30 protein-coding genes are annotated in these 26,337 nt (G+C 61.8%); 17 read left to right on the forward strand and 13 right to left on the reverse strand.

Going from position 1 to position 26,337, the window contains the following annotated elements; translation table 11 throughout:
• Positions 1-195: 195 nt before the first annotated feature.
• Positions 196-768, forward strand: a complete 573-nt coding sequence (locus tag L6D82_RS23525) for a histidine phosphatase family protein (protein ID WP_236191767.1) — start codon at positions 196-198, stop codon at positions 766-768.
• On the forward strand, positions 765-1,520 hold the full coding sequence (cobF, locus tag L6D82_RS23530; RefSeq protein WP_085748236.1) for a precorrin-6A synthase (deacetylating): 756 nt from the start codon (positions 765-767) through the stop codon (positions 1,518-1,520). The genes L6D82_RS23525 and cobF overlap by 4 nt, the downstream gene beginning before the upstream one ends.
• Here the strand turns inward: cobF and ftrA are convergent.
• The gene (gene ftrA, locus L6D82_RS23535) at positions 1,489-2,478 is read right to left on the reverse strand and encodes a transcriptional regulator FtrA (protein ID WP_102688455.1); all 990 of its coding nucleotides are present in this window, start codon (positions 2,476-2,478) and stop codon (positions 1,489-1,491) included. The genes cobF and ftrA overlap by 32 nt on opposite strands.
• 100 nt (positions 2,479-2,578) lie before the next feature.
• Between ftrA and L6D82_RS23540 the strand changes: the two genes are divergently transcribed.
• The 4 genes from L6D82_RS23540 to L6D82_RS23555 all read left to right on the forward strand — a co-directional run bounded on the left by L6D82_RS23540 (position 2,579) and on the right by L6D82_RS23555 (position 6,070).
• Positions 2,579-3,013 carry a rhodanese-like domain-containing protein gene (locus L6D82_RS23540; RefSeq protein WP_102718647.1) on the forward strand — a complete coding sequence of 145 codons (435 nt, stop codon included), beginning with the start codon at positions 2,579-2,581 and terminating at the stop codon, positions 3,011-3,013.
• A 254-nt stretch (positions 3,014-3,267) separates the two neighbouring features.
• Positions 3,268-4,047, forward strand: a complete 780-nt coding sequence (locus L6D82_RS23545) for an ABC transporter substrate-binding protein (protein WP_007956251.1) — start codon at positions 3,268-3,270, stop codon at positions 4,045-4,047.
• A gap of 127 nt (positions 4,048-4,174) precedes the next feature.
• Positions 4,175-5,287 (forward strand): succinylglutamate desuccinylase/aspartoacylase family protein, encoded by a 1,113-nt coding sequence (locus tag L6D82_RS23550; protein WP_236191768.1) that lies wholly within the window; start codon positions 4,175-4,177, stop codon positions 5,285-5,287.
• 66 nt (positions 5,288-5,353) lie between these two features.
• Positions 5,354-6,070, forward strand: a complete 717-nt coding sequence (locus L6D82_RS23555; RefSeq protein ID WP_236191769.1) for an alpha/beta hydrolase — start codon at positions 5,354-5,356, stop codon at positions 6,068-6,070.
• Between the two features lie 3 nt (positions 6,071-6,073).
• Here the strand turns inward: L6D82_RS23555 and L6D82_RS23560 are convergent, their stop codons facing one another.
• Positions 6,074-6,640 (reverse strand): DcrB/PsbP domain-containing protein, encoded by a 567-nt coding sequence (locus L6D82_RS23560; RefSeq protein WP_236191770.1) that lies wholly within the window; start codon positions 6,638-6,640, stop codon positions 6,074-6,076.
• Between the two features lie 86 nt (positions 6,641-6,726).
• Positions 6,727-7,500: a hypothetical protein gene (locus L6D82_RS23565; protein ID WP_236191771.1), complete on the reverse strand. Its 774-nt coding sequence runs from the start codon at positions 7,498-7,500 to the stop codon at positions 6,727-6,729.
• A 147-nt stretch (positions 7,501-7,647) separates the two neighbouring features.
• Here L6D82_RS23565 and L6D82_RS23570 point away from each other — a divergent pair, with 147 nt between their 5' ends.
• Both L6D82_RS23570 and L6D82_RS23575 read left to right on the forward strand, forming a co-directional pair.
• Positions 7,648-8,187, forward strand: a complete 540-nt coding sequence (locus tag L6D82_RS23570) for a chalcone isomerase family protein (RefSeq protein WP_236191772.1) — start codon at positions 7,648-7,650, stop codon at positions 8,185-8,187.
• A gap of 76 nt (positions 8,188-8,263) precedes the next feature.
• Positions 8,264-9,583 (forward strand): Nramp family divalent metal transporter, encoded by a 1,320-nt coding sequence (locus tag L6D82_RS23575; RefSeq protein ID WP_085748244.1) that lies wholly within the window; start codon positions 8,264-8,266, stop codon positions 9,581-9,583.
• On the opposite strand, the gene L6D82_RS23580 is transcribed toward L6D82_RS23575, so the two are convergent.
• On the reverse strand, positions 9,580-10,473 hold the full coding sequence (locus L6D82_RS23580) for a LysR family transcriptional regulator (protein ID WP_236191773.1): 894 nt from the start codon (positions 10,471-10,473) through the stop codon (positions 9,580-9,582). The two genes, L6D82_RS23575 and L6D82_RS23580, sit on opposite strands and share 4 nt — an antisense overlap.
• Positions 10,474-10,588: 115 nt before the next feature.
• Here L6D82_RS23580 and L6D82_RS23585 point away from each other — a divergent pair, with 115 nt between their 5' ends.
• Positions 10,589-11,191, forward strand: a complete 603-nt coding sequence (locus L6D82_RS23585) for an NADPH-dependent F420 reductase (protein WP_102688462.1) — start codon at positions 10,589-10,591, stop codon at positions 11,189-11,191.
• Positions 11,192-11,297: 106 nt separating this feature from the next.
• Here the strand turns inward: L6D82_RS23585 and L6D82_RS23590 are convergent, their stop codons facing one another.
• The 3 genes from L6D82_RS23590 to L6D82_RS23600 are packed head-to-tail and all read right to left on the reverse strand — an operon-like array spanning position 11,298 to position 13,879.
• On the reverse strand, positions 11,298-12,479 hold the full coding sequence (locus L6D82_RS23590) for an acetyl-CoA C-acetyltransferase (RefSeq protein WP_102688463.1): 1,182 nt from the start codon (positions 12,477-12,479) through the stop codon (positions 11,298-11,300).
• Positions 12,480-12,490: 11 nt separating this feature from the next.
• Positions 12,491-13,156, reverse strand: a complete 666-nt coding sequence (locus L6D82_RS23595) for a CoA transferase subunit B (protein ID WP_007956272.1) — start codon at positions 13,154-13,156, stop codon at positions 12,491-12,493.
• A gap of 24 nt (positions 13,157-13,180) precedes the next feature.
• Positions 13,181-13,879 carry a CoA transferase subunit A gene (locus L6D82_RS23600; protein WP_007956274.1) on the reverse strand — a complete coding sequence of 233 codons (699 nt, stop codon included), beginning with the start codon at positions 13,877-13,879 and terminating at the stop codon, positions 13,181-13,183.
• A 284-nt stretch (positions 13,880-14,163) separates the two neighbouring features.
• Between L6D82_RS23600 and L6D82_RS23605 the strand changes: the two genes are divergently transcribed.
• A complete protein-coding gene (locus tag L6D82_RS23605; RefSeq protein ID WP_129974018.1) occupies positions 14,164-15,054 on the forward strand; it encodes a LysR family transcriptional regulator in 891 nt (296 codons plus the stop codon).
• Between the two features lie 194 nt (positions 15,055-15,248).
• Here the strand turns inward: L6D82_RS23605 and L6D82_RS23610 are convergent, their stop codons facing one another.
• Both L6D82_RS23610 and L6D82_RS23615 read right to left on the reverse strand, forming a co-directional pair.
• Positions 15,249-16,103 carry an NAD-dependent protein deacetylase gene (locus L6D82_RS23610; RefSeq protein ID WP_236191774.1) on the reverse strand — a complete coding sequence of 285 codons (855 nt, stop codon included), beginning with the start codon at positions 16,101-16,103 and terminating at the stop codon, positions 15,249-15,251.
• A gap of 81 nt (positions 16,104-16,184) precedes the next feature.
• Positions 16,185-17,231, reverse strand: coding sequence for a class I SAM-dependent methyltransferase (locus tag L6D82_RS23615; RefSeq protein WP_236191775.1), 1,047 nt, complete (start codon positions 17,229-17,231; stop codon positions 16,185-16,187).
• Between the two features lie 343 nt (positions 17,232-17,574).
• Here L6D82_RS23615 and L6D82_RS23620 point away from each other — a divergent pair, with 343 nt between their 5' ends.
• Together L6D82_RS23620 and L6D82_RS23625 are read left to right on the forward strand one after the other, a co-directional pair.
• Positions 17,575-18,414, forward strand: coding sequence for an HvfB family MNIO-type RiPP peptide maturase (locus L6D82_RS23620; RefSeq protein WP_236191776.1), 840 nt, complete (start codon positions 17,575-17,577; stop codon positions 18,412-18,414).
• Complete coding sequence (locus L6D82_RS23625) at positions 18,407-19,156, forward strand: HvfC family RiPP maturation protein (protein ID WP_236191777.1); 750 nt, start codon at positions 18,407-18,409, stop codon at positions 19,154-19,156. Before L6D82_RS23620 ends, L6D82_RS23625 begins: the two co-directional genes overlap by 8 nt.
• A gap of 59 nt (positions 19,157-19,215) precedes the next feature.
• On the opposite strand, the gene L6D82_RS23630 is transcribed toward L6D82_RS23625, so the two are convergent.
• Together L6D82_RS23630 and L6D82_RS23635 are read right to left on the reverse strand one after the other, a co-directional pair.
• Positions 19,216-20,523 (reverse strand): ATP-binding protein, encoded by a 1,308-nt coding sequence (locus tag L6D82_RS23630; RefSeq protein ID WP_236191778.1) that lies wholly within the window; start codon positions 20,521-20,523, stop codon positions 19,216-19,218.
• Positions 20,520-21,260: a response regulator gene (locus tag L6D82_RS23635; RefSeq protein WP_011333526.1), complete on the reverse strand. Its 741-nt coding sequence runs from the start codon at positions 21,258-21,260 to the stop codon at positions 20,520-20,522. Before L6D82_RS23635 ends, L6D82_RS23630 begins: the two co-directional genes overlap by 4 nt.
• Positions 21,261-21,564: 304 nt before the next feature.
• On the opposite strand from L6D82_RS23635, the gene L6D82_RS23640 reads away from it, so the two are divergent.
• The 3 genes from L6D82_RS23640 (at position 21,565) to L6D82_RS23650 (ending at position 23,452) form a co-directional block, all read left to right on the forward strand.
• Positions 21,565-21,834 carry a DUF2790 domain-containing protein gene (locus L6D82_RS23640; RefSeq protein ID WP_007956290.1) on the forward strand — a complete coding sequence of 90 codons (270 nt, stop codon included), beginning with the start codon at positions 21,565-21,567 and terminating at the stop codon, positions 21,832-21,834.
• Between the two features lie 29 nt (positions 21,835-21,863).
• Positions 21,864-22,160: a hypothetical protein gene (locus tag L6D82_RS23645; protein WP_236191779.1), complete on the forward strand. Its 297-nt coding sequence runs from the start codon at positions 21,864-21,866 to the stop codon at positions 22,158-22,160.
• A 77-nt stretch (positions 22,161-22,237) separates the two neighbouring features.
• Positions 22,238-23,452 carry a cytochrome c biogenesis protein DipZ gene (locus L6D82_RS23650; RefSeq protein ID WP_236191780.1) on the forward strand — a complete coding sequence of 405 codons (1,215 nt, stop codon included), beginning with the start codon at positions 22,238-22,240 and terminating at the stop codon, positions 23,450-23,452.
• Between the two features lie 18 nt (positions 23,453-23,470).
• Here L6D82_RS23650 and L6D82_RS23655 read toward each other — a convergent pair whose 3' ends face one another.
• Positions 23,471-23,932, reverse strand: a complete 462-nt coding sequence (locus L6D82_RS23655; RefSeq protein ID WP_102688472.1) for a GNAT family N-acetyltransferase — start codon at positions 23,930-23,932, stop codon at positions 23,471-23,473.
• Positions 23,933-24,162: 230 nt separating this feature from the next.
• Here L6D82_RS23655 and L6D82_RS23660 point away from each other — a divergent pair, with 230 nt between their 5' ends.
• Both L6D82_RS23660 and L6D82_RS23665 read left to right on the forward strand, forming a co-directional pair.
• Positions 24,163-24,435: a DUF4242 domain-containing protein gene (locus tag L6D82_RS23660; RefSeq protein WP_007957179.1), complete on the forward strand. Its 273-nt coding sequence runs from the start codon at positions 24,163-24,165 to the stop codon at positions 24,433-24,435.
• 25 nt (positions 24,436-24,460) lie between these two features.
• Positions 24,461-25,273: a class I SAM-dependent methyltransferase gene (locus L6D82_RS23665; protein ID WP_085748256.1), complete on the forward strand. Its 813-nt coding sequence runs from the start codon at positions 24,461-24,463 to the stop codon at positions 25,271-25,273.
• A gap of 41 nt (positions 25,274-25,314) precedes the next feature.
• Here L6D82_RS23665 and pcsA read toward each other — a convergent pair whose 3' ends face one another.
• On the reverse strand, positions 25,315-26,037 hold the full coding sequence (gene pcsA, locus L6D82_RS23670; RefSeq protein WP_039767868.1) for a phosphatidylcholine synthase: 723 nt from the start codon (positions 26,035-26,037) through the stop codon (positions 25,315-25,317).
• Positions 26,038-26,337: the final 300 nt, after the last annotated feature.

Below are 26,337 nucleotides of genomic sequence, written 5' to 3' on the forward strand. Positions count from 1 at the left end.
TGCCCGTAACGCAAGGGTTACACGTATGTCGACCAGTTTTGTAGTCCATTGCCCATAATGGTGTCAGACATTGCCGCTTTCACACGCTCGGATCATCCAATCGACTCGCCCGGAGCATCCCGGTTTACGGCACAATTGCCGCTTCATCAGCGATTATGTCGATGACCGTCCTGTCTTTCAGCCGAGTAGCCTCCCGTGCAGACCACCCGTTTGACCTTGATCTGCCATGCCAGAACAGTCGCACAAAAATTGGCGTGTTTTCCTACGAAAGAGCCTGTTGAAGACGTGGCGCTGGCGTCCGACTCGCTGGCTTCGCGTCTGGACACTGCGTCACGGTTGATTTGCGGCCCGGAACTGCGCACTCGCCAGACGGCGGCGTGGTTTGGCCACGACATACATATTGATCAGGCCCTGCGTGATTGCGACTGGGGACGCTGGCAAGGTCAGTCGATAAAGGATTTGCAGCGGAACGAACCCGAGGCATTGCAAGCCTGGCTCGACGATCCGCACGCCGCACCCCATGGCGGTGAGTCGGTGGCGCAACTGCGTGAACGAGTGGCCGCGTGGCTGGTTTCACTGCAAGCCACGCCGGGACACGTGTTGGCGGTCACCCATCCGTTCGTGATTCGTGCTGCATTGATGCAGGTCGCACAGGGCGAGGCGTTTCACAGCATTGATGTCGAGCCGCTGGCGGCGGTCGATCTGCGGTTTACCGGGCGCTGGCGGCTACGCTTGTCCGGCATGAGTGTGGAAGGAGCAGAGCAATGAAGCGATTGCTGGTGATCGGCATCGGTGCCGGCAACCCGGACTACATCACGATGCAGGCGGTGAAGGCGCTGAACCGGGTGGACGTGTTTTTCCTGATGGACAAGGGCCAGAGCAAGGACAAGCTGATCGACCTGCGGCGAGAAATCTGCGAGCGTTACATCACTGATCGTACGTACCGTTTCGCCGAGGCCCACAGCCCGGAGCGCGAGCGCGGCGATGTAGACTACAGCGCCAGCGTCGATGATCTGAACCGCGCCAAGCAGCAAACCTTCGAACGCCTGATCAATGACGAATTGTCTGACGGGCAGTGCGGCGGTTTTCTGGTGTGGGGCGATCCAGCGCTGTACGACAGCACCATTCGTATCCTGCAGGCGATTCTGGATTCGGGGCGATGCGCTTTTGAATTTGAAGTCATTCCCGGCATCACCAGCGTTCAGGCCCTGGCGGCACAACACAAGGTGCCGTTGAACACCATCGGCCGCTCGATTGAAATCACCACCGGCCGACGCCTGGCGGCAGGGCAGGTGAGTGACACGGACAGTCTGGTGGTGATGCTCGACGCCGAAGATTCCTACCATCAGGTGACGGATCAGGAGACAGAGATCTACTGGGGCGCCTACCTCGGCACGCCGGACGAAATCCTCATCCATGGCAAGCTCGGCGACGTTGCCGATGAGATAGAACGGGTGCGCAAGGCTGCGCGGGCCGAGCATGGCTGGATCATGGACACCTATCTTCTGCGCAAGCCTTGATCTCACGACCAAAGCGCTCGCGATACACCGACGGCGGCACCCCGACCACGCTGCGAAACGCCACACGAAAGCTTTCCACCGAGCGATAGCCACAGCGCAGGGCAATCTGCTCGGTGTTCTGCGGCGTGCTTTCCAGCAATTCCCGGGCTCGGGCCAGACGCTCGTGTTGCAGCCAGGCTTTGGGGGACTGGCCGCTGGCCTCCGTGAATTTGCGCAGGAAGGTGCGTTCGCTCATCGCCGCTTCGCTGGCCAGATCGCGCACTTCCAGCGGTTCGTGCAGGCGCTCGCGGGCCCACTGCATCACGCGTGACAGGTCGCTGCGCGGTGTCGGGCTGACCGGCGTCGGAATGAATTGCGCCTGACCGCCGGTGCGCTGCGGCGACATCACCAGCCGCCGCGCCACCGAGTTGGCGATCTGGGTGCCGAAGTCCCGCGCCACCAGATGCAGGCAGGCGTCGATCCCCGCTGCACTGCCGGCGGAGGTGATCAATTGGCCGGAATCGACGTAAAGCACATCAGGATCGACATCGATGGCCGGGAAGCGCTCGGCAAGCTCCGAGGTGTAGCGCCAATGAGTGGTGGCGCCATGCCCGTCGAGCAGGCCGCTTGCTGCCAACACAAACACACCGGAGCAGATCGACAGCAACCGAGCGCCGCGTGAATGCGCGTCACGCAATGTTTCGAGCAAGACTTCCGGCACCGGTGCACTGCGGTCGCGCCATCCAGGAATGATGATGGTGCGCGCATCCGCCAACAATTCCAGACCGCCATCGGCCAGCACCTGGATCCCGCCCATGGCGCGCATCGGGCCTTGATCGACCGCCGCAATGCAGTGCTCGTACCACGGAAAGTCGAACTCCGGCCGGGCGAGGCCGAAGATCTCCACGGCGATGCCGAATTCAAATGTGCAGAGGCCGTCGTAGGCCAGAATCGCGACCAATCCAGGTGAATCAGGCATTTGGCGGAAAATTCCCGGTGAGTGTCTTGTGCGCCACTGTAGCGGCAAGCGGCGGCTCGATAAAGTCTGTTCATCCCCACAGACAAAGGAGTGATTCAAAATGCCCAGCCTGGTTCGCGAAATTCCTGCTGCCCCTTCGGCCATTGCCCTGATGCATTTCAGCAACCGTCTGACCTTCGAAACCGATTGTTCCGACGTCTTCAGCAGTCACGAAGCCGGCGAAGTCGACTTTGTGCTGGTGGACGTGCGCGGGCCGCAGGCCTTCGAGCGTGGTCATGTGCCGGGAGCGATCAATATTCCCGGGCGTTTGCTGACAGCTGAAGGGCTGGCGGACTACTCGAAAAACACGTTGTTCGTGGTTTATTGCGCTGGCCCCCACTGCAATGGCGCCAACAAGGCTGCGGTGAAGCTGGCGGCGCTGGGTTATCCGGTCAAGGAAATGATCGGCGGGGTGACGGGCTGGCTGGATGAAGGCTTTCAGTTGAGCGTTACGGCACCGCGAGTCGCCACTGCGCCGATCGCTTGCGACTGCTGATAGCCAGAAGGTTGCCGCTTCGGCGGCACCTTTTGTCGGCTTTGTCCTACAACCCTTGCACCGCTCTGGCGCACACTTTTCCCACGTGATGGCACTCGCCGATTTTCTGTAAGTATTTGTCGCTTAAACACAATTTGCCCCGTGCGCGCCGCCATAGACTGCCGGCCACTTCGGTTTCTTTGCGCTACACAGCCCAAGGCCGAACCTGACAATCGAAAGCTGCCAATAAAAGCCTCCGCACACGGGAGTAATAAATGAAAAAGCTGGTTATGTTCGGTGCCCTGGCACTGTCGATGTTGTCCCTGACCGCCGTGGCCGAAGACGCCAAACCGATCCGTATCGGTATCGAAGCCGGTTACCCGCCATTCTCGATGAAAACCCCTGACGGCAAACTGGCCGGTTTCGACGTGGACATCGGCGACGCGCTGTGTGAGCAGATGAAAGTCAAATGCACCTGGGTCGAGCAAGAGTTCGACGGCCTGATCCCGGCGCTGAAAGTGAAGAAGATCGATGCGATCCTGTCCTCGATGACCATCACTGACGACCGCAAGAAAAACGTCGATTTCACCATCAAGTATTACCACACCCCGGCGCGCTTCGTGATGAAGGCAGGCTCGGGCGTGAAAGACCCGCTGGTTGAGCTCAAAGGCAAGAAAGTCGGCGTGCTGCGCGCCAGTACCCACGACCGTTACGCCACCGAAGTGCTGGTGCCGGCCGGGATCGAACTGGTGCGTTACGGCTCGCAGCAGGAAGCCAACCTGGACATGGTGTCCGGTCGTATCGACGCGATGCTGGCCGACTCGGTCAACCTGAGCGACGGCTTCCTGAAAACCGACGCCGGCAAAGGCTTCGAATTCGTCGGCCCGACCTATGAAGACGCCAAGTACTTCGGCGGCGGCGCCGGTATCGCCGTGCGTAAAGGCGATACCGAGCTGGCGGAGAAATTCAACACCGCCATCAACGAAATCCGCGCCAACGGCAAGTACAAGCAAGTGCAGGACAAGTACTTCGACTTTGACGTGTACGGCCATTAATACGCCGTAGAAAAAAGTGGCCCCGTTGATGCGGTGGCCACTTTTTTTTCGCCCGTGATTTATCCTGTCAGCACATTTTCAATGCGGTCACTGGGTAGCAGCGACCACAGAATTTCCGGAGTTCCCCATGCAACGCATCGACCATCTTCTGCCCTGGAGTCACTTGGGCAGCGAACGTTCCCTGAGCGTGTTCCGTTACGGCGCCGGCCCGCGCAAGGTCTACATCCAGGCCAGCCTGCACGCCGATGAACTGCCGGGCATGCGCACCGCGTGGGAACTGAAAAAGCGCCTGGCCGAGCTGGAAAGCAACGATCAGTTGCAAGGCGTGATCGAACTGGTGCCGGTGGCCAACCCGATCGGCCTCGATCAGCATCTGCAAGGCAGTCACATGGGCCGTTTCGAACTGGGCAGCGGCAAGAACTTCAACCGCTCCTTCGTCGAACTCAGTGCGCCGGTGGCCGAGCGCATCGGGAGTCAGTTGGGCGGTGATGCCCAAGCCAACATCGCGCTGATCCGCCAGACAATGGGCCAGATACTCGACGAACTGCCAGCCCCGGCTTCGCAACTGGAAGCACTGCACCGTCTGTTGCTGCGCCACGCCTGCGAGGCCGACATCACCCTCGACCTGCATTGCGATTTCGACGCCGCGATTCATATCTACGCCTTGCCGCAGCACTGGCCGCAGTGGCGATCCCTCGCCGCACGCCTGAAGGCTGGCGTGGCGCTGTTGTGTGAAGATTCCGGTGGCAGTTCGTTCGATGAATCCTGCTCCTCGCCGTGGTTGCGCCTGGCGCGGATGTTCCCGGAGGCTGCGATTCCACCGGCCAACCTCGCTACCACACTGGAACTGGGCAGCATGGGCGACACCCGCGTCGATCAGGCTCAGGCCAATTGCGAGGCGATACTGGGCTTTTTGGCCGAGCAGGGCTTCATCAGCGGTGAATGGCCGAAAGCGCCGGACGAATGCTGCGAAGGCATGCCGTTCGAAGGCACCGAATACCTGTTCGCCCCGCACCATGGCGTGGTGAGTTTCCTGCGCGATGCCGGTGAGTGGGTCGAGCGCGGCGATGCGCTGTTCGAAGTGGTCGATCCGTTGAACGATCGCGTGACCACCGTGCGCGCGGGCACCAGTGGCGTGTTGTTCGCCATCGATCGCGGACGCTACACCCAGCCGGGCATCTGGCAGGCGAAAGTGGCGGGGCGCGAGCCGATTCGAGTCGGCAAGCTGATCAACGACTGACACCCCATCCTCCGGATCACAGTGTTAGGCTCTGCCCCGAACCCTGCACTGTGTGAAGGAAGGCTTATGTTGAAGGTGTTTGCGCTGTTGACGCTGCTCGCGTCCACTGCCGTTCAGGCTCAGACCTCGCTGCAAAACGATCTGCCGCTCAACTACCTGGCCCAGGTGCACCCGGACGCCGAGCAGCGTCCGCTGGTGATTTTCCTGCATGGCTATGGCAGCAACGAAGCAGACTTGATCGGTATGAAATTTCAGCTGCCCAAGCAGTACAACTACCTGTCGGTGCAGGCACCGATGGCGTTGGGTGAAGGGCGTTTCCAGTGGTTTCGCAAGAAAGGCGAAGGTGCCTACAACGGCGAGACTGATGATCTGAAGGCCAGCAGCCAGAAACTGCGGGCCTTTATCGCCGCAGCGGCGCAGAAATATCACGCGCAACCGGACAAGGTGTACCTGATCGGTTTCAGCCAGGGCGCGATGATGACCTACGAGGTAGGGCTGCGGCAGCCGGCGGTAGTGGGTGGCATCGCGGCATTGAGTGGGCGGATATTGCCGGTGCTCAAGGGCGAGCTGAAGTCAGAGCAACAGCATCCGCCGCTGGAGATCTTCATCGGCCACGGCACGGCAGATGACCGAGTGCCGTACAGCGGTGGCACCGAGGCCGATGCGTTGTTGCAGAAGCTGTCGTACAAACCGCAATTTCATGTCTATCCCGGCGTCGGCCACAGCATCAGCGCGGCCGAGCTTCGGGATTTGAACGACTGGTTGCAGCAACTCAATCCGTGAAGGTCACTTTTCCTTGAGGATGGTTTTCACCAGTGCCTCGTGACTGCTCTTGTCGCTGGCCCGGGAAATCACCTGGACCAGTGCCATGCGCGTGCCGGAACCTGCCAGCAACGTGGTGTTGAGAGTCTGGCCGCCGCCCTGGGTGGCGGTGCTGTCGACCTGACGCAAGCCCAGGCCGTTACCTTTCTGGGTCAGGCTCTTTTCGCTGAGCTTGTTGAAGTCCGGCAGGGCCTTGCTTTGGGCGTCGATGAAATCGGAGACGGTGCCGTCGAGGAACGTACTGTCGTTGTTCTTGACGTTGTTGCCTTCGGGAATCTGGTTTTCGGCGACGATGACCACAGTCTTGGTGGCGTCGTTGCTGTACATGGTGCCCTTCGCACCGGTCGGCCCGGCTGGCAGCGGGTCGCCGACAAAGCCCTTGGGCAGGACAAAACTGAATTTGCCGTCGAGCATCGAGACTTTCTCGGTGACAGCCTTCTCTTTGGCTTTGGCTGCCTGAGCATTGATGGCGCCGAAACCGGCCACCGCCGCCAACAACAGGACGACGGCTTTCTTGCTAAGCAATGACATTCGAATCTCCGAGGGATGGTCGCGCTTGGGCGGCGATCATCCCACGGAGCACACCCGGCACTCCAGAGCGGTTTGTCCGGGCGGGTTCAGTTCGGCGACGGTGCCGGCGCGGGTTTGGCCAGCAACTGCCGGGTGACGCCCAGCATCGCCACCGAAACGGCCACGGCCACCACGAAACCGCCGAAACCCAGATTGGGAACCGTCAGCGCCAGCACCAGACAAAACGCCGAAAACGAATACATCCCCGTCGCTGTCGCCCGCAACAACGCGGCGGTAAACGCCGGGCCACGGGTCTGCTGGGAAAACACCGCCATCACGCTGCCGAGCACCGGGAACACCGCGAGCAGACCGCTCCAGCGCTCGCCCACGGTGCTGGCCAGCATCGTCACCACCAGCGTGAGCGCGGCCCCGGCGATCATCCGCCAGACCAGTTTGTCCGACTTCGGCGCCGGGCCACTTACCACCGGTTGTACCTTGGGAAACAGGTATGGCGCGGCAAGCAGGGCAGTTGCAGCGGCGGCAATCGAGAAGGGCAGAGAGGCCGGTATCAGCGACAGGATCAACGCCAGCACGGCCCAGACCGATAAAGAAACCACCAACGCCAGCGGCCAGCTCGCCCGCTGCGCCACCTGCGCGTAAGTGATGCAAAACGCGATCATCGCAAACATGGCCGACAGCGCCGCCACCGCCGATTGCGCGGCAAACGTCGGGCCTTGCTCGATGGCGAGGAAAAACAGAATCGGCCCGACCACCACCGGCAACCCCGACAGCCACCCGGCAACACTGGGGCCCCAACGCTTGCCCGCGAGGGAAATCAGCAGCAGGAAACCGGGAATCAGCAGCAGTTTGAGGATCAGCACGCAGGTGTCTCCGTCGGGGGCAGTGGGGCCACGTTAGCATTGTCATTGGCGGATTGCTGTATATGCATGCAAAACATGTATACAAAATGACGAGCGCAATAGCCGACTATGCTCTGAGTATCAGGGTTTACCGGAGTCGATACCGCGATGAGCAATACACCGAAGTTGTTGCGTGGATGCTGCGGGATCGGCTTGTGGGCCTTGTTGCTGACACCCACTTGGGCCAGTTGGCAGGACGCGGTGCCCGGCGCGCAGATCATCGGCACCGGCGATTTCAGCGTGTTCGGTTTCGACGTTTACAACGCCCGGTTGTGGAGCGCCGCGCGTCCATTGGCCGATGGTCAGCCCTTCGCCCTGGAGCTGATCTATCGGCGTAGCGTGTCCCGCGAAGATTTGGTCAAGGCCAGCGTCGACGAGATCAAACGCCTGGCAGGCTCCTCCATCAGTCCTGCGCAACTGGCGGTGTGGCAGGCCCAGATGCAGCAATCGTTCGTCGACGTGCAGGCCGGCACGCGGATCACCGGGGTGTATCTGCCAGGGCAGGGCGCGCGGTTTTTTGTTGGCCAACAGTTGCAGCACGAGATCAATGACCCTCTGTTCGCCCAGGCTTTTTTCAATATCTGGCTGGATCCACGCACGCGCAATCCCGAACTGCGCCAGCAACTGCTGGGTACTGCCAAACCCTGATCGCAGCACATCTGCGCTTGGGCGCGCCGACTGAAACGTCTAAGCTGCGTCTTTCGACTTGTTTCTGGATGTGTGCGTGAAATTCAGCTTGCCCAAAATCGCCACGGCGCCGTTCTGCCCGCCGGAGGTGGCCGGCAGTGTCCCGGTCGATCCCAACGCCTCGTTCTTCAAACGCGTGCTGCGCTTTGCCGGCCCCGGTTTGCTGGTGTCGATCGGCTACATGGATCCGGGCAACTGGGCCACCGCCATCGAGGCCGGTTCGCGCTTCGGTTACAGCCTGTTGTTCGTGGTATTGCTGGCGAGCCTGGCGGGCATGGTTGTGCAATGTCTGTGCTCGCGATTGGGCATCGCCACCGGGCGCGATCTGGCGCAGCTGTCCCGCGAACGCTACAGCACTCCGACGGCGCGGCTGCAATGGGTGCTGGCGGAAATCTCGATCATCGCCACCGACCTGGCAGAAGTGCTTGGTTGCGCACTGGCGTTTCACTTGTTGCTGGGTTGTTCGCTGACGTTTGGCATCGCCCTGACCGCATTCGATACGTTACTGGTGTTGGCCCTGCAAAACCGCGGTTTCCGCCGGCTGGAAGCGATCATGCTGGTGCTGGTGGGCACCATCGGCGCGTGTTTCTTCGTTGAATTGCTGTTGATCAAACCGTACTGGCCGGACGTCGCCCTAGGCTTCAAACCGTCACTGTCGGCGATCAGCGACGCCGCGCCGTTGTACCTGGCCATCGGCATCCTCGGCGCCACTGTCATGCCGCACAACCTGTACCTGCACACGTCGATCGTACAGACACGGCTGATCGGCAAGGATCTGGCCAGCAAGCAGGACGCGGTAAAACTGGCGCGCATCGACACCATCGGTTCGCTGGCGCTGGCGTTGCTGGTCAACGCGGCGATCCTGATTCTCGCGGCGGCAGCCTTTCATCAGTCCGGACACACCGACGTGGTCGACATCCAGGACGCCTATCACTTGCTCGACCCATTGGTGGGCGGCGCGCTGGCCAGTGTGCTGTTCGGCGTGGCGTTGCTGGCCTCGGGGCAGAGTTCGACCTTCACCGGCACCATCGCCGGGCAAGTGATCATGGAAGGCTATCTGAACCTGCGGATCCCTTGCTGGCAGCGGCGCCTGATCACCCGTGGGCTGGCGCTGATTCCGGCATTCATCGGCGTGTGGCTGATGGGCGACGGCGCGGTGGGCAAATTGCTGGTGTTGAGCCAGGTGGTGTTGAGCCTGCAACTGCCGTTTGCGCTGTATCCGCTGATTCGCATGACCAACGACAAGCAACTGATGGGGCCGTTTGTGAACCGGTTGCCGACCAAGGTGCTCGCGTGGGGATTGTTTGTGGTGATCAGCGGGGCGAATGCCTGGTTGATTCTGCAGCTGGCGGCCTAACGGCCAAACGCTTCCACCACAAAATCAATGAACACCCGGGTCTTGGCCGGCAGTAAAGTGCGGCTGGGGTAGTACAGCGAAATCGCGCCGGCATCGCATTGCCAGTCGGGCAACAGTCGCACCAGTTCACCGCGTTCGATCTGCGCACTGACATCGGGCAGCACCAGCATCGTCACGCCCAGACCCAACAACGCCGCGGTGCGCATGGCCATCGGGTCATTCAGCACGATGTTCGGGTTGAGCAGGGCGCTGGCCTGTTCGCCGGCTTCGTTGTGCATCTGCCATTGGCGCAGGCGCCCGGTGCGCAGGCCGCGCATGACGATGCCGTGGTGATCGGCGAGATCAGCCGGATGTCGCGGCAGTGTGCGGCCGGCCAGATACGTCGGCGACGCCACCGCCAGCACTTCGGCGGACGACAATGGCCGGGCGACTACGCCGGGTGTCAGCTCGAATCCGCCGCCAATCGCTACGTCGTAACCCTCGGCGATCAAGTCCACCTGACGATTTTCGAAGTGCCATTCCGGGCGAATCAGCGGATAGCGCGCCAGAAACTCCGGCAGCAGCGGCAGCATGTGATCGATGCCGAACGTCGGCGGCAGGCTGACCTTGAGCACGCCCGCCGGCTCGCCGCGCTCGGTCGCCACCGTCGCAATCGCTGCCTGCAAGGCGTCGAGGTTGCCGCCGATGCTCGCCAGAAAACCTTCACCTGCCTCGGTCAACGACAGCTTGCGGGTCGAGCGCTGAAACAGCCGCACGCCGAGGTTGCGTTCAAGAATCGCCACGTTGCGACTGACCGCCGCCGGGGTTAGCGCCAGCAACCGTGCGGCGGCGGAGAAGCTGCCGGTCTCGGCGCTGCGGACGAAAGATTCCAGATTGGCAAGGGTTTCCATAGGTTCGACCTGATAGCGATGCTTGAAGATTATTCAAGACATTACCGGCTAATCAAGTGGGAATGGCAAGCGCAAGATTCGTTTCGAGTCTTACCCCCACTTTGAGGAGAACACCATGAGCACTATCGGAATCATCGGCGCTGGCGCCATCGGTTCAGCGTTTGCCAAAGCCTTGTCGCGTCAGGGCATCCCGTTGGTCATCGCCAACAGTCGCGGGCCGGAGACCCTGGCGGAGCTGGTCGCGGAACTCGGCCCGACTGCCCGTGCCGTTAGCCGTGAAGAAGCAGCGGCTCAGGACATCGTGCTGGTCGCGGTGAACTGGTCGAAACTGCCGACCGCACTGGCCGGGCTCCCGGACTTCGGTGGACGGATCGTTATCGACGCCAACAATTCGATTGAAGCGCCATTGTTCAAACCGGTGGATTTGCAGGGGCGGCCGTCCAGCGAAGTGTTCGCCGAATGGGTGCCGGGCGCGCGGGTGGTCAAGGCGTTCAACCACTTGCTGGCGCGTTTGCTGGAAGCGGATCCGGCGTCGGAGGGGGGCAAGCGTGTTCTGTTCCTGTCCGGCGATGATGCGCAGGCCAAGGCTGAAGTGGGAGCGCTGATCGATCAGCTCGGCTTCTTCGGTATCGATCTGGGCGAGTTGAGCGTGGGTGCGCGACTGGTGCAGTTCCCGGGCGGGCCGTTGCCGGTGCTGAATCTGGTGAAATTTGGCTGACGACCGGGCAAAAAAATACCCGGTGCGACGTGAGTCGTACCGGGTTTGTTGCCAACGGGCAGTGGATGTCGTGGATCCGCCGCCCGCTGTTGAACCTCTTTTGCGCTTAAGCGCGTTCCAGCGCCAGGGCCACGCCCTGACCGCCGCCGATGCACAGGGTCGCCAGACCCTTTTTCGCATCACGCTTGATCATTTCGTGGAGCAGGGTCACCAGCACGCGGCAGCCCGATGCACCGATCGGGTGACCGAGGGCGATGGCGCCGCCGTTGACGTTGACCTTGTCCAGATCCCATTGCAGATCCTTGGCCACCGCCAGCGATTGTGCGGCGAAGGCTTCGTTGGCTTCGATCAGGTCGAGTTGGCCGATGCTCCAGCCAGCCTTGTCCAGGCAGCGGCGAGTGGCGGAAACCGGGCCGATACCCATGATCGCCGGGTCGACGCCCGCGTTGGCGTAGGCAGCGATTTTCGCCAGGGCCGGCAGGCCCAGGGCCTTGGCTTTTTCGGCGCTCATCAGAATCACGGCAGCCGCGCCGTCGTTCAGCGATGAAGCGTTGCCGGCGGTGACGCTGCCGTCCTTCTTGAAGGCCGGACGCAGTTTGGCCAGGGATTCGGCGGTGGTGTCGCCGCGTGGCTGCTCGTCGACCTTGAACGCCACCGGATCGCCTTTGCGCTGCGGAATCAGGATCGGGGTGATTTCATCGACAAAACGACCGGCCTCGATGGCAGCGGCGGCTTTCTGTTGCGACGCAGCGGCGAAGGCGTCCTGCTGCTCGCGGCTGATCTCGTATTTCTCGACCAGATTCTCGGCGGTGATGCCCATGTGGTAATCGTTGAACGCATCCCACAGGCCGTCGCTGATCATGGTGTCGACGATTTGAGCGTGACCCATGCGCAGACCGGTGCGCGCGCCCGGCATCACATAGTTGGCCAGACTCATGTTTTCCTGGCCGCCGGCGATGATCACGTCAGCATCGCCGCAACGGATCGCCTGGGCGCCGAGGTGCAGGGCCTTGAGGCCCGAACCGCAAACCTTGTTCAGGGTCATGGCCGGTACGGCGTGGGGCAGACCGGCCTTGATCGCCGACTGGCGCGCCGGGTTCTGGCCGGCGCCGGCGGTCAGTACCTGGCCCATGATCACTTCATCGACCTGAGCACCGTCCAGGCCGGTCTGCTCAAGCAACTGACGGATGACCGCTGCGCCCAGGTCCACGGCGGAGACGGTGGCCAGCGATCCCTGGAAACTGCCGATCGCGGTACGCGTGGCGGCAACAATGACGACGTCTTGCATTTTCGAATTCCTCACTCGGCAGCGAACTGCATTTCCGGTACGTGATCCGGGACGATCAGTTTACCAGCGGTTTTGGCGACGATTTCCTCGACGCTGACGCCAGGTGCGCGTTCCTTGAGGACAAAAGCGCCATTTTCGATTTCCAGGTACGCAAGGTCAGTCAGGACGCGCTTGATGCAACCGGCGCCGGTCAGCGGCAGGCTGCACTGGCTCAGCAACTTGGACTCACCGTCCTTGGACGCGTGGGTCATGATGACGATGATGTTGTCCGCGCCGGCTACGAGATCCATCGCGCCGCCCATGCCCTTGACCAGTTTGCCGGGGATCATCCACGAGGCGATGTTGCCTTGCACGTCCACTTCGAAGGCGCCGAGCACGGTCAGGTCGACGTGACCGCCACGGATCATTGCGAAGGATTCGGCGGAGCTGAAGATCGACGCGCCAATGCGCGCGGTCACGGTTTGCTTGCCGGCGTTGATCATGTCGGCGTCGATGGTGTCTTCAGTCGGGAAAGGGCCCATGCCGAGCAGGCCGTTTTCCGATTGCAGCATGACTTCCATGCCTTCGGGGATGTAGTTGGCGACCAGGGTCGGGATGCCGATACCGAGGTTCACGTAGTAGCCGTCCTGCATTTCGCGGGCGACGCGTTGAGCCATTTGTTCGCGGGTAAGTGCCATGTTCTTGTTCTCCGTCAGCCTGGATTATTTGCGGATGGTGCGTTGTTCGATGCGTTTTTCGAACGTGCCGCAAATGACCCGGTCGACGTAGATGCCGGGCGTGTGGATGTGTGCCGGATCCAGCTCGCCGGGTTCGACGATTTCTTCGACTTCGACCACGGTGATCTTGCCGGCGGTGGCGGCCAGCGGGTTGAAGTTCTGGGCGGTGTGGCGATAGATGACGTTGCCGAAGTGGTCGGCTTTCCAGCCTTTGACGATGGCGAAGTCGCCGGTGATGGACTCTTCCATCAGGTACTTGCGACCGTGGAATTCACGCACTTCCTTGCCTTCGGCGACCGGAGTGCCGACGCCGGTAGCAGTGAAGAAGGCCGGGATGCCGGCACCGCCTGCGCGCATTTTTTCGGCGAGAGTGCCTTGCGGGGTCAGGACGACTTCGATGTCGCCTTTGAGCAGTTGCTCTTCGAACAGTTTGTTTTCGCCGACGTAGGAGGCGACCACCTTGCTGATCTGGCGGTCGGTCAGCAGCACGCCGAGGCCAAAGCCATCCACGCCGCAGTTGTTGGAGACGACGGTGAGGTCGCGGGTGCCCTTGCGCTTGATCTCGGCGATCAGGTTTTCCGGAATGCCGCACAGACCGAAGCCGCCGGCGATCACAGTCATGCCGTCTTCAAGACCTGCCATGGCTTCCTCGTAGGAATACACGCGCTTGTCGAAACCTGCCATATGCACCTCTTTTATTGTTTGTCGGGCGGCTGGCTAGCCGAATGACTGGAGTGTCGCGCTGTAGGATATATTTGTTAAGTTGATTTTTAAGGTTGATTGATTGATAAAGCTCAATAATTGACCTCATTGATCGTTCCCACGCTCTGCGTGGGAATGCCTCTAGGGACGCTCCGCGTCCCAGTGACGCGGAGCGTCACCGGCTGCGTTACCACGCGGACGGTTCGACGCCTCGACGTGGGAACGATCAATGAGGTGTTCAGCTTAGTCCCTTGAGTGAATCGTTCATGACCATCAAGCAGATACGCGCTTTTCTCGCCGTGGCCCAGAGCCTGAGCTTTGCCGTGGCCTGCGAGCGCCTGCACCTGTCTCAATCGGCGCTGAGCCTGACCATCAAGGCGCTGGAAGAAGGTCTGGGCGGGCGCCTGTTCAGCCGCAACACGCGCAACGTGGCGTTGACCCCGGAGGGCGAATCGCTGCTGCCGCTGGCCCGGCGCCTGATCGCCGACTGGGACAACGCCGAAGACGAAATGCGCCAGCGCTTCAGCCTGCAGCGTGGGCGGGTGACGCTGGCGGCGATGCCGTCGTTTGCCGGTAACCTGCTGCCGCCGATCCTCAAGACCTTCCGCGCGCGCTATCCAAACGTCAACGTGACAGTCAACGACGTGATCAATGAGCAAGTGCTGGAAATGGTGCGCGATCGCCAGGTGGAACTTGGCGTGGCGTTCGAGCCGATGCAGAACACCTCGCTGACCTTCACGCCTCTTTATAAGGATCGCTTCGTTGCGGTGGTGCCGCAGGATTCGTCGCTGGCCGACCGTAGCGACATTGATTGGCAGACCTTGCTGCAGGAACCGTTCATCACCCTGCAACGACCGTCCACGGTTCGGGTGATGCTGGAGGAACACTTGCAGGCCCGGGGCATGAAACTGCCGGTGGAATTTGAAAGCCATCAACTGGCGACAGTCGGGCGCATGGTGGCGAGTGGGCTAGGCGTCAGTGCGGTGCCGGCGTTGTGTGCCGGGCAGATGCGCGAGTTGGGCGCGCATTGCCTGACCTTGCACGAGCCCGTGGTTGAGCGGGCGATTGGCGTGCTGACGGATCCGGGGAATGAACTTTCGGCGGCGGCTCAGGCGCTTTTTGACATTCTCAAGGCTGAGGATTTTGGACATCTTTGAAATCCATCCCCCTCACCCCAGCCCTCTCCCGGAGGGAGAGGGAGCCGACCGAGTCGTGCTGCTTAGTACATCGACCTGAGCCACCGAGTCGATTATGGATTCAGGCTCATCAACTCTTGAGTTCGACTCGATATTTCAGGTCGATGTAACTCTTATATTCAACGCGGTCAGTTCCCTCTCCCTCCGGGAGAGGGCTAGGGTGAGGGCGAGGATCTCAAGCCTGCCGCCAACAGCGGCAACAACGCCTCACAAGACCCCTCAATCTTCAAATCCAGCAACTCATCCGCCCGCGTCTTCCCCAGATTGATCGCAATCAGCGGCTTGCCCCGATCCGCAATCACCCGGCACAAGCGAAACGCCGAATACGCCATCAACGACGAACCCACCACCAGCATCCCGGCGGCATTTTCCGCCAGCGCCATGGCCCGCGCTGCTGTCGGCTGCGCCACGTTCTCACCAAAAAACACCACGTCCGGTTTCATCCGTTCGCCTGCGCAATGCGGGCAGTGCGGCACCTGGAAGCGCGCCTCGAAGGCTGGATCGAGCAGAGTGTCGCCGTCCGGCGCCTGCACGGCATCGACGCCGGCCAGATACGGGTTCTGCGTTTCCATCAATTGCTGAATCGAATCCCGCTCGCTGCGCTGACCGCAATCCAGACACAGAACCCGGTGCAGGCTGCCGTGCAGTTCGATGACGTCGTGACTGCCGGCCTGATCGTGCAGGGTGTCGACATTCTGGGTAATCAGGCCGCCAATCCGCCCTTGGCTTTGCAGACTGGCCAACGCCTCATGGGCCGCGTTCGGCCGTGCCTGGCGCACGCGGGGCCAGCCGAGCATGGCCCGGGCCCAGTAGCGCCGACGCGATTCCGGGGCCGCGAGGAATTCCTGGTACATCATCGGCTGCCGGCCACGGCGCACACCGTCGGTGTCGCGGTAGTCCGGGATGCCCGATGGCGTGCTGATGCCGGCGCCGGTCAGCACAATGAAGTCGCCGTCGGCCATGACCTGTTGCAGATAGTCGAGCGGGTCGGGGAGGGGACGGTCGAGCATGATCAGCGCTCCGCAGGCTGTAAGTGCCTTGCAGGTTAGCACCGACGGACACCTCTTTTCAGAGGCGTCCGCTGCCCGAGGTTATTTGCGAGCCTCCAGGATCAGGTTGAACGGCGTCTGCGTCGCACGCCGGAAGTGTTTGAAACCTGCTTCGGTAAACACCTTGCGCAAGCGCGACTCGCCCGCCTGCGCACCGAGGCCGAGTCCCACTTCCTGGGACAGCGAATTTGGCGTGCAGATGAACGTTGACGCGGCATAGAACAAGCGCCCGACCGGCGTGATGTTTTCGTCCAGGGTGTCGTTGGCAAACGGTTCGACCAGCAGCACCGTGCCGTCGTCTTTCAAGGATTTAAACGCATGCTTTGCCGCACCGACCGGATCGCCCATGTCGTGCAGGCAGTCGAAATAGCAGATCAGGTCATAGTCATTACCGGGATAGCTTTTCGCCGTGCCCTGGAAGAACCGCGCGCGACTGCTGACACCGCCTTCTTCGGCTCGTTGGGTGGCGACGGTGATCGAAGGCGCGTGATAGTCGAAGCCGACGAACCGCGAGTTGGGATACGCCTGGGCCATGATCACCGTGGACGCACCGTGACCGCAGCCGATGTCGGCGACCTTGGCGCCTGCTTCGAGTTTGGCCACCACGCCGTCCAGCGCCGGCAGCCACTCGGCGATCAAATGCCCCTTGTAGCCGGGACGAAAGAAGCGCTCGGTGCCGGTGAACATGCACGGATGGTGATCGCCCCAAGGCAGGGCGCCGTTGCCGCGCATGGCCTTGACCAGTTTGTCCTTGTCATGGAAAAACGACGCCACCACCCCGAGGCCGCCGGCCACGTACACCGGCGAATCCTCCTTGGCCAGGGCCAGCGCCTGTTCTTCCGGCAAACGAAACTTGCCGTCGTGGTGTTCCATGTAGCCGGACGCCGCGTGGGCGCTCAGCCATTCGCGCACCAGTCGCGGGTTGCAGGTGGTTTTTGCAGCGAGGGATTCGGGGCTGACCGGCTGGCTGTCGGCCATTGCCCGATACAGGCCGAGTTCTTCGCCGACAATGACATTGGCCAGCATCGCCGCGCCGCCCATGTCGTTGACCAGTTTGCCCATGAATTCGTTGAGTCTGGCCTCGTCCATTTCATGTGCTCCTTTGACAGGATCACAGTCCGGTGGCGTTGGGGGTCGAGGCATTCACCACCGGGCGGTGGTCGTGGAAACGGGCAGGGCGACACTGCTGTCCTGCGTCCCCCTCGACTGGGTACTGATTGAGTCTAGCCGCTGTTGGCGCCGGCGGGAGCGGGCTGTGTGGATTTCGGGGTTGTGTATCGCGACGGTGTCTGTATCCCACTGTGTACAGGCCCGCCGCCGATACAAATCCCGCCACTTCCCCCGCATTACCCACACAGCCGCGATACACCCGCCGGTTTAACTGAGCCTGTCAGTCGCCGCCCCCGGCGGCTCCTCAGCAGAGACCTTGCCCATGCAGATTCCCCACCCCACCTTGCAGGCCAGTGTCGGGCTCGGCCTGCGTCGCGGCCTGATGAAAGACCTGCAAGCCGCTCGCACCGGCGATTTCGACTTTCTGGAAGTCGCCCCGGAAAATTGGATCGGCGTCGGCGGCGCTCATGGCGCCGCGTTGCGTGAGCTGGCCGAGCGATATCCGTTGTCCTGTCACGGACTGTCGTTGTCGCTCGGTGGCTCGGCGCCGCTGGACGTCGGTTTCCTCCGGGAAGTGCGGACCTTCCTCGATCATCACAAAGTACCGCTGTACAGCGAACACCTGAGCTATTGCAGCGACGACGGTCACCTCTACGACCTGCTGCCGTTGCCGTTCACCGAAGAGGCGGTGCACCACGTCGCCGGACGGATCCGCCAGGCCCAGGACATCCTCGGTCGGCGACTGGCGGTGGAAAACGTTTCCTACTACGCCGCGCCTCGCCAGGACATGGACGAAGTGACCTTCACCAACGCCGTGCTGAGCGAGGCCGATTGTGACTTGCTTCTCGACGTGAACAACGTCTACGTCAACTCGATCAACCACGGTTTCGATCCGCAGACATTTCTGGCTGCCATCGAGCCGGGCCGGGTGGTCGGGATGCACGTGGCCGGGCACTTCGACGAGTCCGACACACTGAAGATCGACACCCATGGCGCCTCGGTCAAACCGGTGGTCTGGTCGTTGCTGGCCGACGCCTATGGCCGATTCGGCGCTCAGCCGACCTTGCTGGAGCGTGATTTCAATTTCCCGGCGTTTTCTGAACTGGTGGCCGAACTGCAAACCGTCCGCCGCCTGCAAGCCGAAGGAGGCCCGCGTGGATAATCTTCTGCTGCAACAACAGGCCCTGACCCGCTATTTGCGCGATCCAGAATATGAAGCGCCACCCGCCGCCATGAACGCGGCGCGGGTCAATGTCTATCGCGATCTGGTGTTCAACAATGTCTCGCAACTGCTGGGCAGCACATTTCCGGTGCTGATCCGGATCATCGGTCAGGAACGCTGGCGCATGTTGATCCGCGGCTTCCTGCGGGACTACCGCGCGCAGACGCCGAAATTCGGCGAGATCGCCGAGGAGTTTGTCGGCTACCTCGCCTCGGAACCTGCCGTGTTGAGCGAGGGCGACTGGCCGGCGTTTCTGGTCGAGCTGGCGCATTACGAATGGGTGGAAATGGTGTTGCAGCAGTCCGACGCCGAAGCCTTGCCTGCGAGTGATCCGGTGCAGTTGCTGGAGCAGCCGTTGCAGGTTTCGGCACTGGCCTGGCCGTTGGCGTACACCTGGCCGGTGCAAATCCTCAGCCCTGACCATCAACCGTCTACACCACCGGCCCAGCCAACGTTGTTGCTGGTACGGCGTGCGGTAGATTTCAGTGTGAAGTTTTCCGAGCTGAGCCCGCTGGCGTGGCGGTTGTTGCAGCGGATCGAGGAGTTCCCGTTGCTCAATGGTCGTGAGCAACTGCAAGGGTTGGCGTTGGAGGCGGGGTTGCCGGAAACAGTGTCATTCATGGACAGCGGTCTGGCGTTGTTGCAGCAACTGCATGAGGACGGAGTGATCGGCATCAACTGATCTCACCGACAACAAAAAGCCCTGTGAGAGCATTGGCTCCCACAGGGCTTTTTGTTGGTTCAGGCCTGTAGCGGCAATTTCAGCTCCGCACACAACCCGCCACCTTCGCGATTGCTCAGCGTCAGCGAACCGCCCAGCGCCATCGCCAGTTGCTGGGCAATCGCCAGCCCCAGCCCGGTGCCGCCGGTGCTGCGGTTGCGCGAGTTCTCCACGCGGTAGAACGGCTCCATCACTTGGGCCAGTTCTTCTTCGGCGATGCCCGGGCCGCGATCCATGACCTTGATCGACAGACTGCTCTTGTCGCGTTGAATCAGCAACTCGGCAGCGCCGGCGAACTTCAGCGCGTTGTCGGTCAGGTTGACCAGCACCCGGCGCAACGCGTGGGGGCGGGTGTCGATGACCGCTTCACTCTTGCCGCTCAACTGCACTTCCTTGCCCATGTCCTGATAGTCGAACACCAGGCTGTCGAGGAACGAATCCAGATTGGTGCGCCGGCTTTCCTCGGTCGAGCCGTGGATGCTGCGGGCGTAGGCCACACCTTCGCGCACCAGATGTTCCATCTCGCCGAGGTCGTTCCACAGTTTGTCTTTCTCGGCCGAATCGTCCATGAACTCCGCCCGCAGTTTCATGCGGGTGATCGGGGTTTGCAGGTCATGAGAGATCGCCGCCAGCAGTTGCATGCGCTCTTTCAGGTACGCGGCGATGCGCGCCTGCATCGAGTTGAAAGCGCGGGCGGCGTAGGCCACTTCGTTCGGGCCTTTTTCGTCGAGGTTGATCGGGTGAGCGTTGGGGTCGAGGGTTTCCACCGCGTTGGCCAAGCGGGTGAGGGGGCGGATGGCGATGCGCACCGCCAGCCAGGTGCAGGCGAGCATCAGCGCCAGTTGCCCGAGCAACACCACCGGCAGCCATGGCGACAGCGGCACCATCGACGGGCGCACATCGATGGTCACCGGGCTGCCGTCGCTCAGGCGCAGGTGGCCCTGAAAGTGTTTTTTCGGGCCGGGAATATCGGTGAACGTCAGCGGATAGGCCTCGCCAATTGCGTCGGTGATCGAGGTGACGGCAATCGGCACGTCCTGCGGATCCAGCGGTGTACCCGGTTCGCCTTCGCTCAGCAGATAGCCGTAATTCTTGCGAGCCAGGCGTTTGAGCCACATTGGGCGTTCTTCGGCGGGCAGTCGGTCGAGGATGGCAATCGAGGTCGAAACGTCAGTTTCGAGGTTGCCGAGCATGGTGTTTTTCGCGCTTTCGTAGCGCTCGTAATATTGCGCGCCGAACGACAGCGCCTGAGCGAGGATCAGGCCGATCAGGAAAATCAGCGACAAGCGGGAGGCGAGGGTGCGCGGCCAGCGCAGGGCGAGATTCATGCGGGGGCTCCGAGGACTTCGACCGGCAGCGAAAACACATAGCCTTCACTGCGTACGGTCTTGATGTAGGCCGGTTCGCGGGCGTCATCCAGCAGGCGCTGGCGCAGGCGGCTGACCAGCAGATCGATGGAGCGGTCGAACAGATCGGCGTCGCGGCCCTGTGTCAGGTTGAGCAATTGATCACGGCTCAGCACCCGTTGCGGATGGTCGAGGAACACTCGCAGCAATCGGTATTCCGCGCCACTGAGCGCGACCATGGTGCCGTCCTTGTCCAGCAGATGCCGAGCCGATGTGTCGAGCTGCCAGCGACCGAACGCCAGCAGCCGACCGCTTTCGGTCACCACCAGATTCGGCGGCAGCATCCGGGTGCGCCGCAGCACGGCATTGATCCGCGCCAACAGTTCGCGGGCGGCGAAGGGTTTGGTCAGGTAGTCGTCGGCGCCCATTTCCAGGCCGAGGATGCGGTCGGTTTCATCATTGCGCGCGGTCAGCATCAGGATCGGTGTGGCCTTGTGTTTGCCCGAGCGCAATTCGCGGCACAGCAGCAGGCCATCGTCGCCGGGCATCATGATGTCGAGCACGATCAGGTCGACGGTATTGGCTTCCAGAAAACTGCGCATCTGCCGGCCATCGGCAACCACCGTGGTGCGCAGGCCGTTCTTCTTCAGGTAATTGCCGACCAGTTCGCGAATCTCGCGGTCGTCGTCGACGATCAGGATGTGATCGACATGTTCCATGGGCCAAACCTCAATCAAAGGGGATTGCCAGGCAGTCTATCGAGCCTGCGCGAGGCCGCCTGCCTGCCTTTGTATTGCAGTGTATCCAGCGCTGTGACGGATACACGCCGACGCAAAAAGCGGATTTTTACAGGGTTTTGTATCGCTGTGTATCCCGGGCGCGTGCGGATACGTAGCGATTTATACACGGCATTTGCCGACACATGCGCGATACCTCGCGAGCTTTAAATGAGCTCCATCGAGGCACACACAGAAAGCCTCGGCCCACTCAACGATTCAACCATTGAAGCCCGAGGAAAACGCCATGAACACCAAGACCAAATCGATCGCTGCCGCTTGCCTGTTTGCCGCTTTGAACATCTGCACCCTGTCGGCCCGCGCCGAAGCCGATGTCACCCCGCAAACCTACTCCTACGGCAGCCACCTGGACATCCAGAAAGTCGTGTCGCTGAAACAGGACAACTCGATGACCTGCGGCATCGTCGACGCCCGCCTGACCTACCTCGACTCGGCCGGCAAGACCCAGGTGCTCGACTACCGCAAATTCGCCGACGGCTGCAACGAAGACAACTGATTACCCACCTCTATAAAAGGAACATCGCCATGAACAACGTATCGCGCTATCTGACCGCTGTTGCCTTCTCCCTCGCCGGCGTCGCGGCCCACGCCAACGCTGCCGTCGAACAGGACAGCTGTGGCAGCAGCACCTGCTTCCAACTGGCTCCGGTGGCCAAGCCGGGCAGCGACGGCCTGATCGCCGCCGACGGCGCCAGCCGCACACCACAAGGCCAAACACTGGCTGCCGACGGCTCCAGCCGCACGCCACAGGGCCAGACACTGGCCGAGAACGGTGCCAGCCGCACGCCGCAAAGCCAATGGCTGGACAACCAGACGGCTTGAGGATTGAAGGGGGCTGCCCGTAACGGGCGGCCCCCGATCCAGTCAACAGACCACCCCTCATTCAAAAGGTGAACCTCATGTTTCTCATCGCTTTCCTGGGCGGTCTGTTGACTGTCCTCAGCCCGTGCATTTTGCCGGTGGTGCCGTTTCTGTTCGCCGGAGCCGACCGCACCCGTTCTTCGATCCTGCTGACTCTCGGCGGCATGGCCCTGACCTTTGCCTTGATCTCCAGTCTGGCGGTGGTCAGCAGCGAGTGGGTGATCGAGGCCAGCAACACCGGTCGCCACATTGCGCTGGCGGTGATGGTGCTGTTTGCGCTGTCGCTGATTTCCGCCCGTATCGGTGACTGGCTGGCGCGGCCCTTCGTGTTGCTGGGCAATCGTCTCGACCCGGACAGCCGGAAAAAGACCGGCCCGATGGCGTCGATCATGATCGGCGTGGCCACCGGTCTGTTGTGGGCACCGTGCGCCGGCCCGATTCTCGGCGTGATCCTCACCGGTGCCATGCTGCAAGGCGCCAACGCCCAGACCAGCCTGTTGCTGCTGGCCTACGGCGCAGGCAGTGCGCTGTCGCTGGGGACGCTGATCTTCGCCGGTCGCGGCCTGGTCAACCGGCTGAAACCGTCGATTCCGTTTACCGGCTGGTTCCGCCGCGGCGCGGGTGTTGCGGTGCTGGCGACGGCGGCGGTGATCGCCACCGGTGCCGACAACCTGCTGCTGGCCAACACTTCGTCCCAAGGCGTGGCGTCGGTCGAGAAAAGCGTGCTGGAAAACGTGCCGAAGGTGATGGACTACTTCGTCAGCAAAGTCCGTGCGGACTCGACCGAAGACGAGGCCGGCAAAGGTGCGATGCCGTCGCTGTCCGGCGCGGTGCAATGGCTGAACTCGCCGGAACTGACCGCTGAGTCCCTGCGCGGCAAAGTGGTGCTGGTGGACTTCTGGACGTATGACTGCATCAACTGCCAGCACACCCTGCCGTACGTCAAAGAGTGGGAGAAGAAGTACGGCAAGGATGGTCTGGTGGTGATCGGCGTGCACACTCCGGAATACGGCTACGAGCGGATCATCGACAACGTCAAGGATCAGGTGCACAAGCTCGGCATCACCTACCCGGTGGCCATCGACAACAACTACGCGATCTGGCGCAACTTCGATAACCAGTACTGGCCGGCGCATTACCTGGTCGACGCCAAGGGGCAGGTGCGTTACACCCACTTTGGCGAAGGCAGTTACCAGGCGCAGGAGCAGATGATTCAACAGCTGCTCAAAGAGGCCAAGGCACCTGCTGCGTAAACCGCGAAACTCAATGGCTCACAGGTCGCGCACCATGAGCCATTGTTCGTTGCCCCAGGCGTGAAAACGCTCCAGCACCGTCCAGCCGCGTTTGGCGTAATAGTCCTTTTTGCTTTGAGTGTGCAGGTAGAAACGCGGCAGGCCCCGGAGTTTCGCTTCTTCGGCAATTCCGTCGATCAGCCTCTCTGCCAGACCCTGACCGCGTGATTCGGGGCTGACCAGCACACAGGCCAGCCACGGCCCCAGATCCGGTCGTAGGGCAAGGTCCGCCCGTGCCAATGCCGCACCGCCCAGCAGTCGATCCCCGTCCAGCGCAATCAGGCAGCGCCAGTCGCCATTGGTCTGGCCCTCGGCAAATTCGCGCTGCCATTCGGCCAGGGGCTGCTCGGCATATTCGTAGTGAAACTGGCGGTGGATCCATGCCGCGTAAGTGTCGCTGTGTTGCATGTGATCGGCGAGCCATTCGAAGCGCAAGGACATGATCGAATTCCGTTTCGGGGGAGGGTCTGCATGAGAGCCGATCAGCCGGCGCGTTGGCAACCCCCCGACAGTGTTTCGGGGCCTTTACAAAATCCCGCCACTCATCGGCCAACGCCCGGTTTTACGGGCTCTCCGGACGATTGGCAGGGACGCCGGACAGCGCCCGCGCGATAGTGGGCGAGCAGGGCCGCCAACGGCTCTGACATCCATAAAAAGAAAGCGAGGTTGCCATGCCGAAGTTCGTGATTGAACGCGAGATTCCAGGAGCCGGAAAGCTATCGGAGCAAGAACTCAAGGCCGTATCGCAAACGTCCTGCAACGTGCTGCGTGAACTCGGGCCAGAGGTGCAGTGGCTGCAGAGTTATGTGACTGCCGACAAGATCTATTGCGTGTACATCGCACCCAACGAAGAGCTGGTGCGCGAACACGCCAAGCGTGGGGGATTTCCGGCCAACAGCGTGTCCCGGGTAACGAGCATCATCGACCCGACCACCGCCGATTGACCCCTCTGCCGCGGAGCACCCATTCATGAGTACCCCCATTGATCTCACTGCCCTGAAGGAACGCCAGAAAGTCGCCTGGGCCAGTGGCGACTACGCCGTGATCGGCACCACCTTGCAGATCGTCGGCGAAACCCTCGCCGAGGCCTGCGACCTGCGCTGCGATGAAGAAGTGCTGGACGTTGCCGCCGGCAACGGCAATGCGACGCTGGCGGCGGCACGCCGTGGTTGTCTGGTGACGTCCACCGATTATGTCGCGGCGTTGCTGGAACGCGGCCAGGACCGGGCGCGCGCCGAGCATCTGGAGGTGACCTTTCAGGTCGCCGATGCCGAAGCGCTGCCGTTTGCCGATTCCAGTTTCGACGCAGTGCTGTCGACGTTCGGCGTGATGTTCGCCCCGGATCAGGCGAAAGCGGCCAAGGAACTGGGTCGGGTCTGTCGCCGTGGCGGACGGATCGGCCTGGCCAACTGGACACCGGAAGGCTTCGTCGGCCAGATGTTCAAGACCCTCGGTCGATACTTGCCACCGCCACCCGTTGCGCAACCGCCCTCGAACTGGGGCGCGGAAGCCTGGCTGCATTCGCATTTCGACGATCGCCAGTTTCAGTTGCAGGTGACTCGGCGCCACTTCAACTTCCGCTATCGCTCGGCGGCGCATTTCATTGATGTGTTTCGCCACTGGTACGGCCCGGTACACAAGGCGTTCGCGGCGTTGCCGCCGGAGAGCGGTCAGGCGCTGGAAACAGACCTGACGCTACTGATCGACGGGCTGAACCGGGCGGGGTCGGAATCGATGGTGGTGCCGAGTGAGTACCTGGAGGTAGTCATCACCAAACGCTGAAGCCATTGTGGGAGCGAGCCGGCTCGCTCCCACAGGAGTTTCTATTTCAGATGCGCACTGTCGAACCACTCCAGCGCCGTGCGCCAGATGCAGATGCCGAGAAAGTACGCCGACGCCAGCAGCCACAGGCCCATCACCAGCGGGTTGATCACCGGGTGGTTCAGCACCAGCGACAGGCTGCACAGCAACCAGATCGCCGTCACCGCAATGTTGATCGGCATGAACCGGCGCACCCGGAACGGGTGCAGGAATTTCATCCGGGTCACGGTCAGCAGCGCCAGGCCAATCACCGTCAGGAAGGTGAGCCACGGCCCCGGATCAATGATGTACAGGCACAACGCAACCACGTTCCACGCGGCGGGAAAGCCGACGAAGTAGTTGTCCTTGCTCTTCATGTTGACGTTGCAGAAGCAGAACAGCGACGACACCAGAATCAGCGACACGGTCAGCAGCAAGGTGTAGTCGGGCAGGGGAATGTAGCGATAGATGAACAGCGCCGGGATGAACACGTAGGTCAGGTAATCGATCACCAGATCGAGGATCGACCCGTCGAAACTCGGCAGCACCGACTGCACGTTGACCTTGCGCGCCAGCGCCCCGTCGAGGCCGTCGACGATCAGCGCCACGCCCAGCCACATCAGGCAGTGGATCGGCTGGTTTTCCAGCAGGGCAAGGGTGGCCAGGAAGGCGGTGACCACGCCGGTCGCGGTGAAACCATGGGCGCCCCAGGCCTTGAGCCTGGCGATGTGGACGGTCGATATCACGAAGGCGTTCTCCAGAAAGTGCAGCAAGCCGCGTAAACCCTCGGGCAGCAAGGGTGGCGACCAACCGGGTCGGGGTTGCAGTTATCGACCGGTCGGGCCGGGTCAAGGTTCACCCATTCGTGAAGATTAGCTGGCCGGGGGAAAATTTCTCTGGAGAATCACTCGCCCAGGGCCACGTCAGCCCAACGGTGCTGGCACATCGCATCAGGCGGACTATCGTTGCCTGACGCAGTCATACCCCTTTGCCTGACGACGACGTCATGAACACCAGCGATCTGCTCGAACAACTGCTGCGAGGCC

The organism is Pseudomonas paraglycinae, from assembly GCF_021601625.1.
Classification (GTDB): domain Bacteria; phylum Pseudomonadota; class Gammaproteobacteria; order Pseudomonadales; family Pseudomonadaceae; genus Aquipseudomonas; species Aquipseudomonas paraglycinae.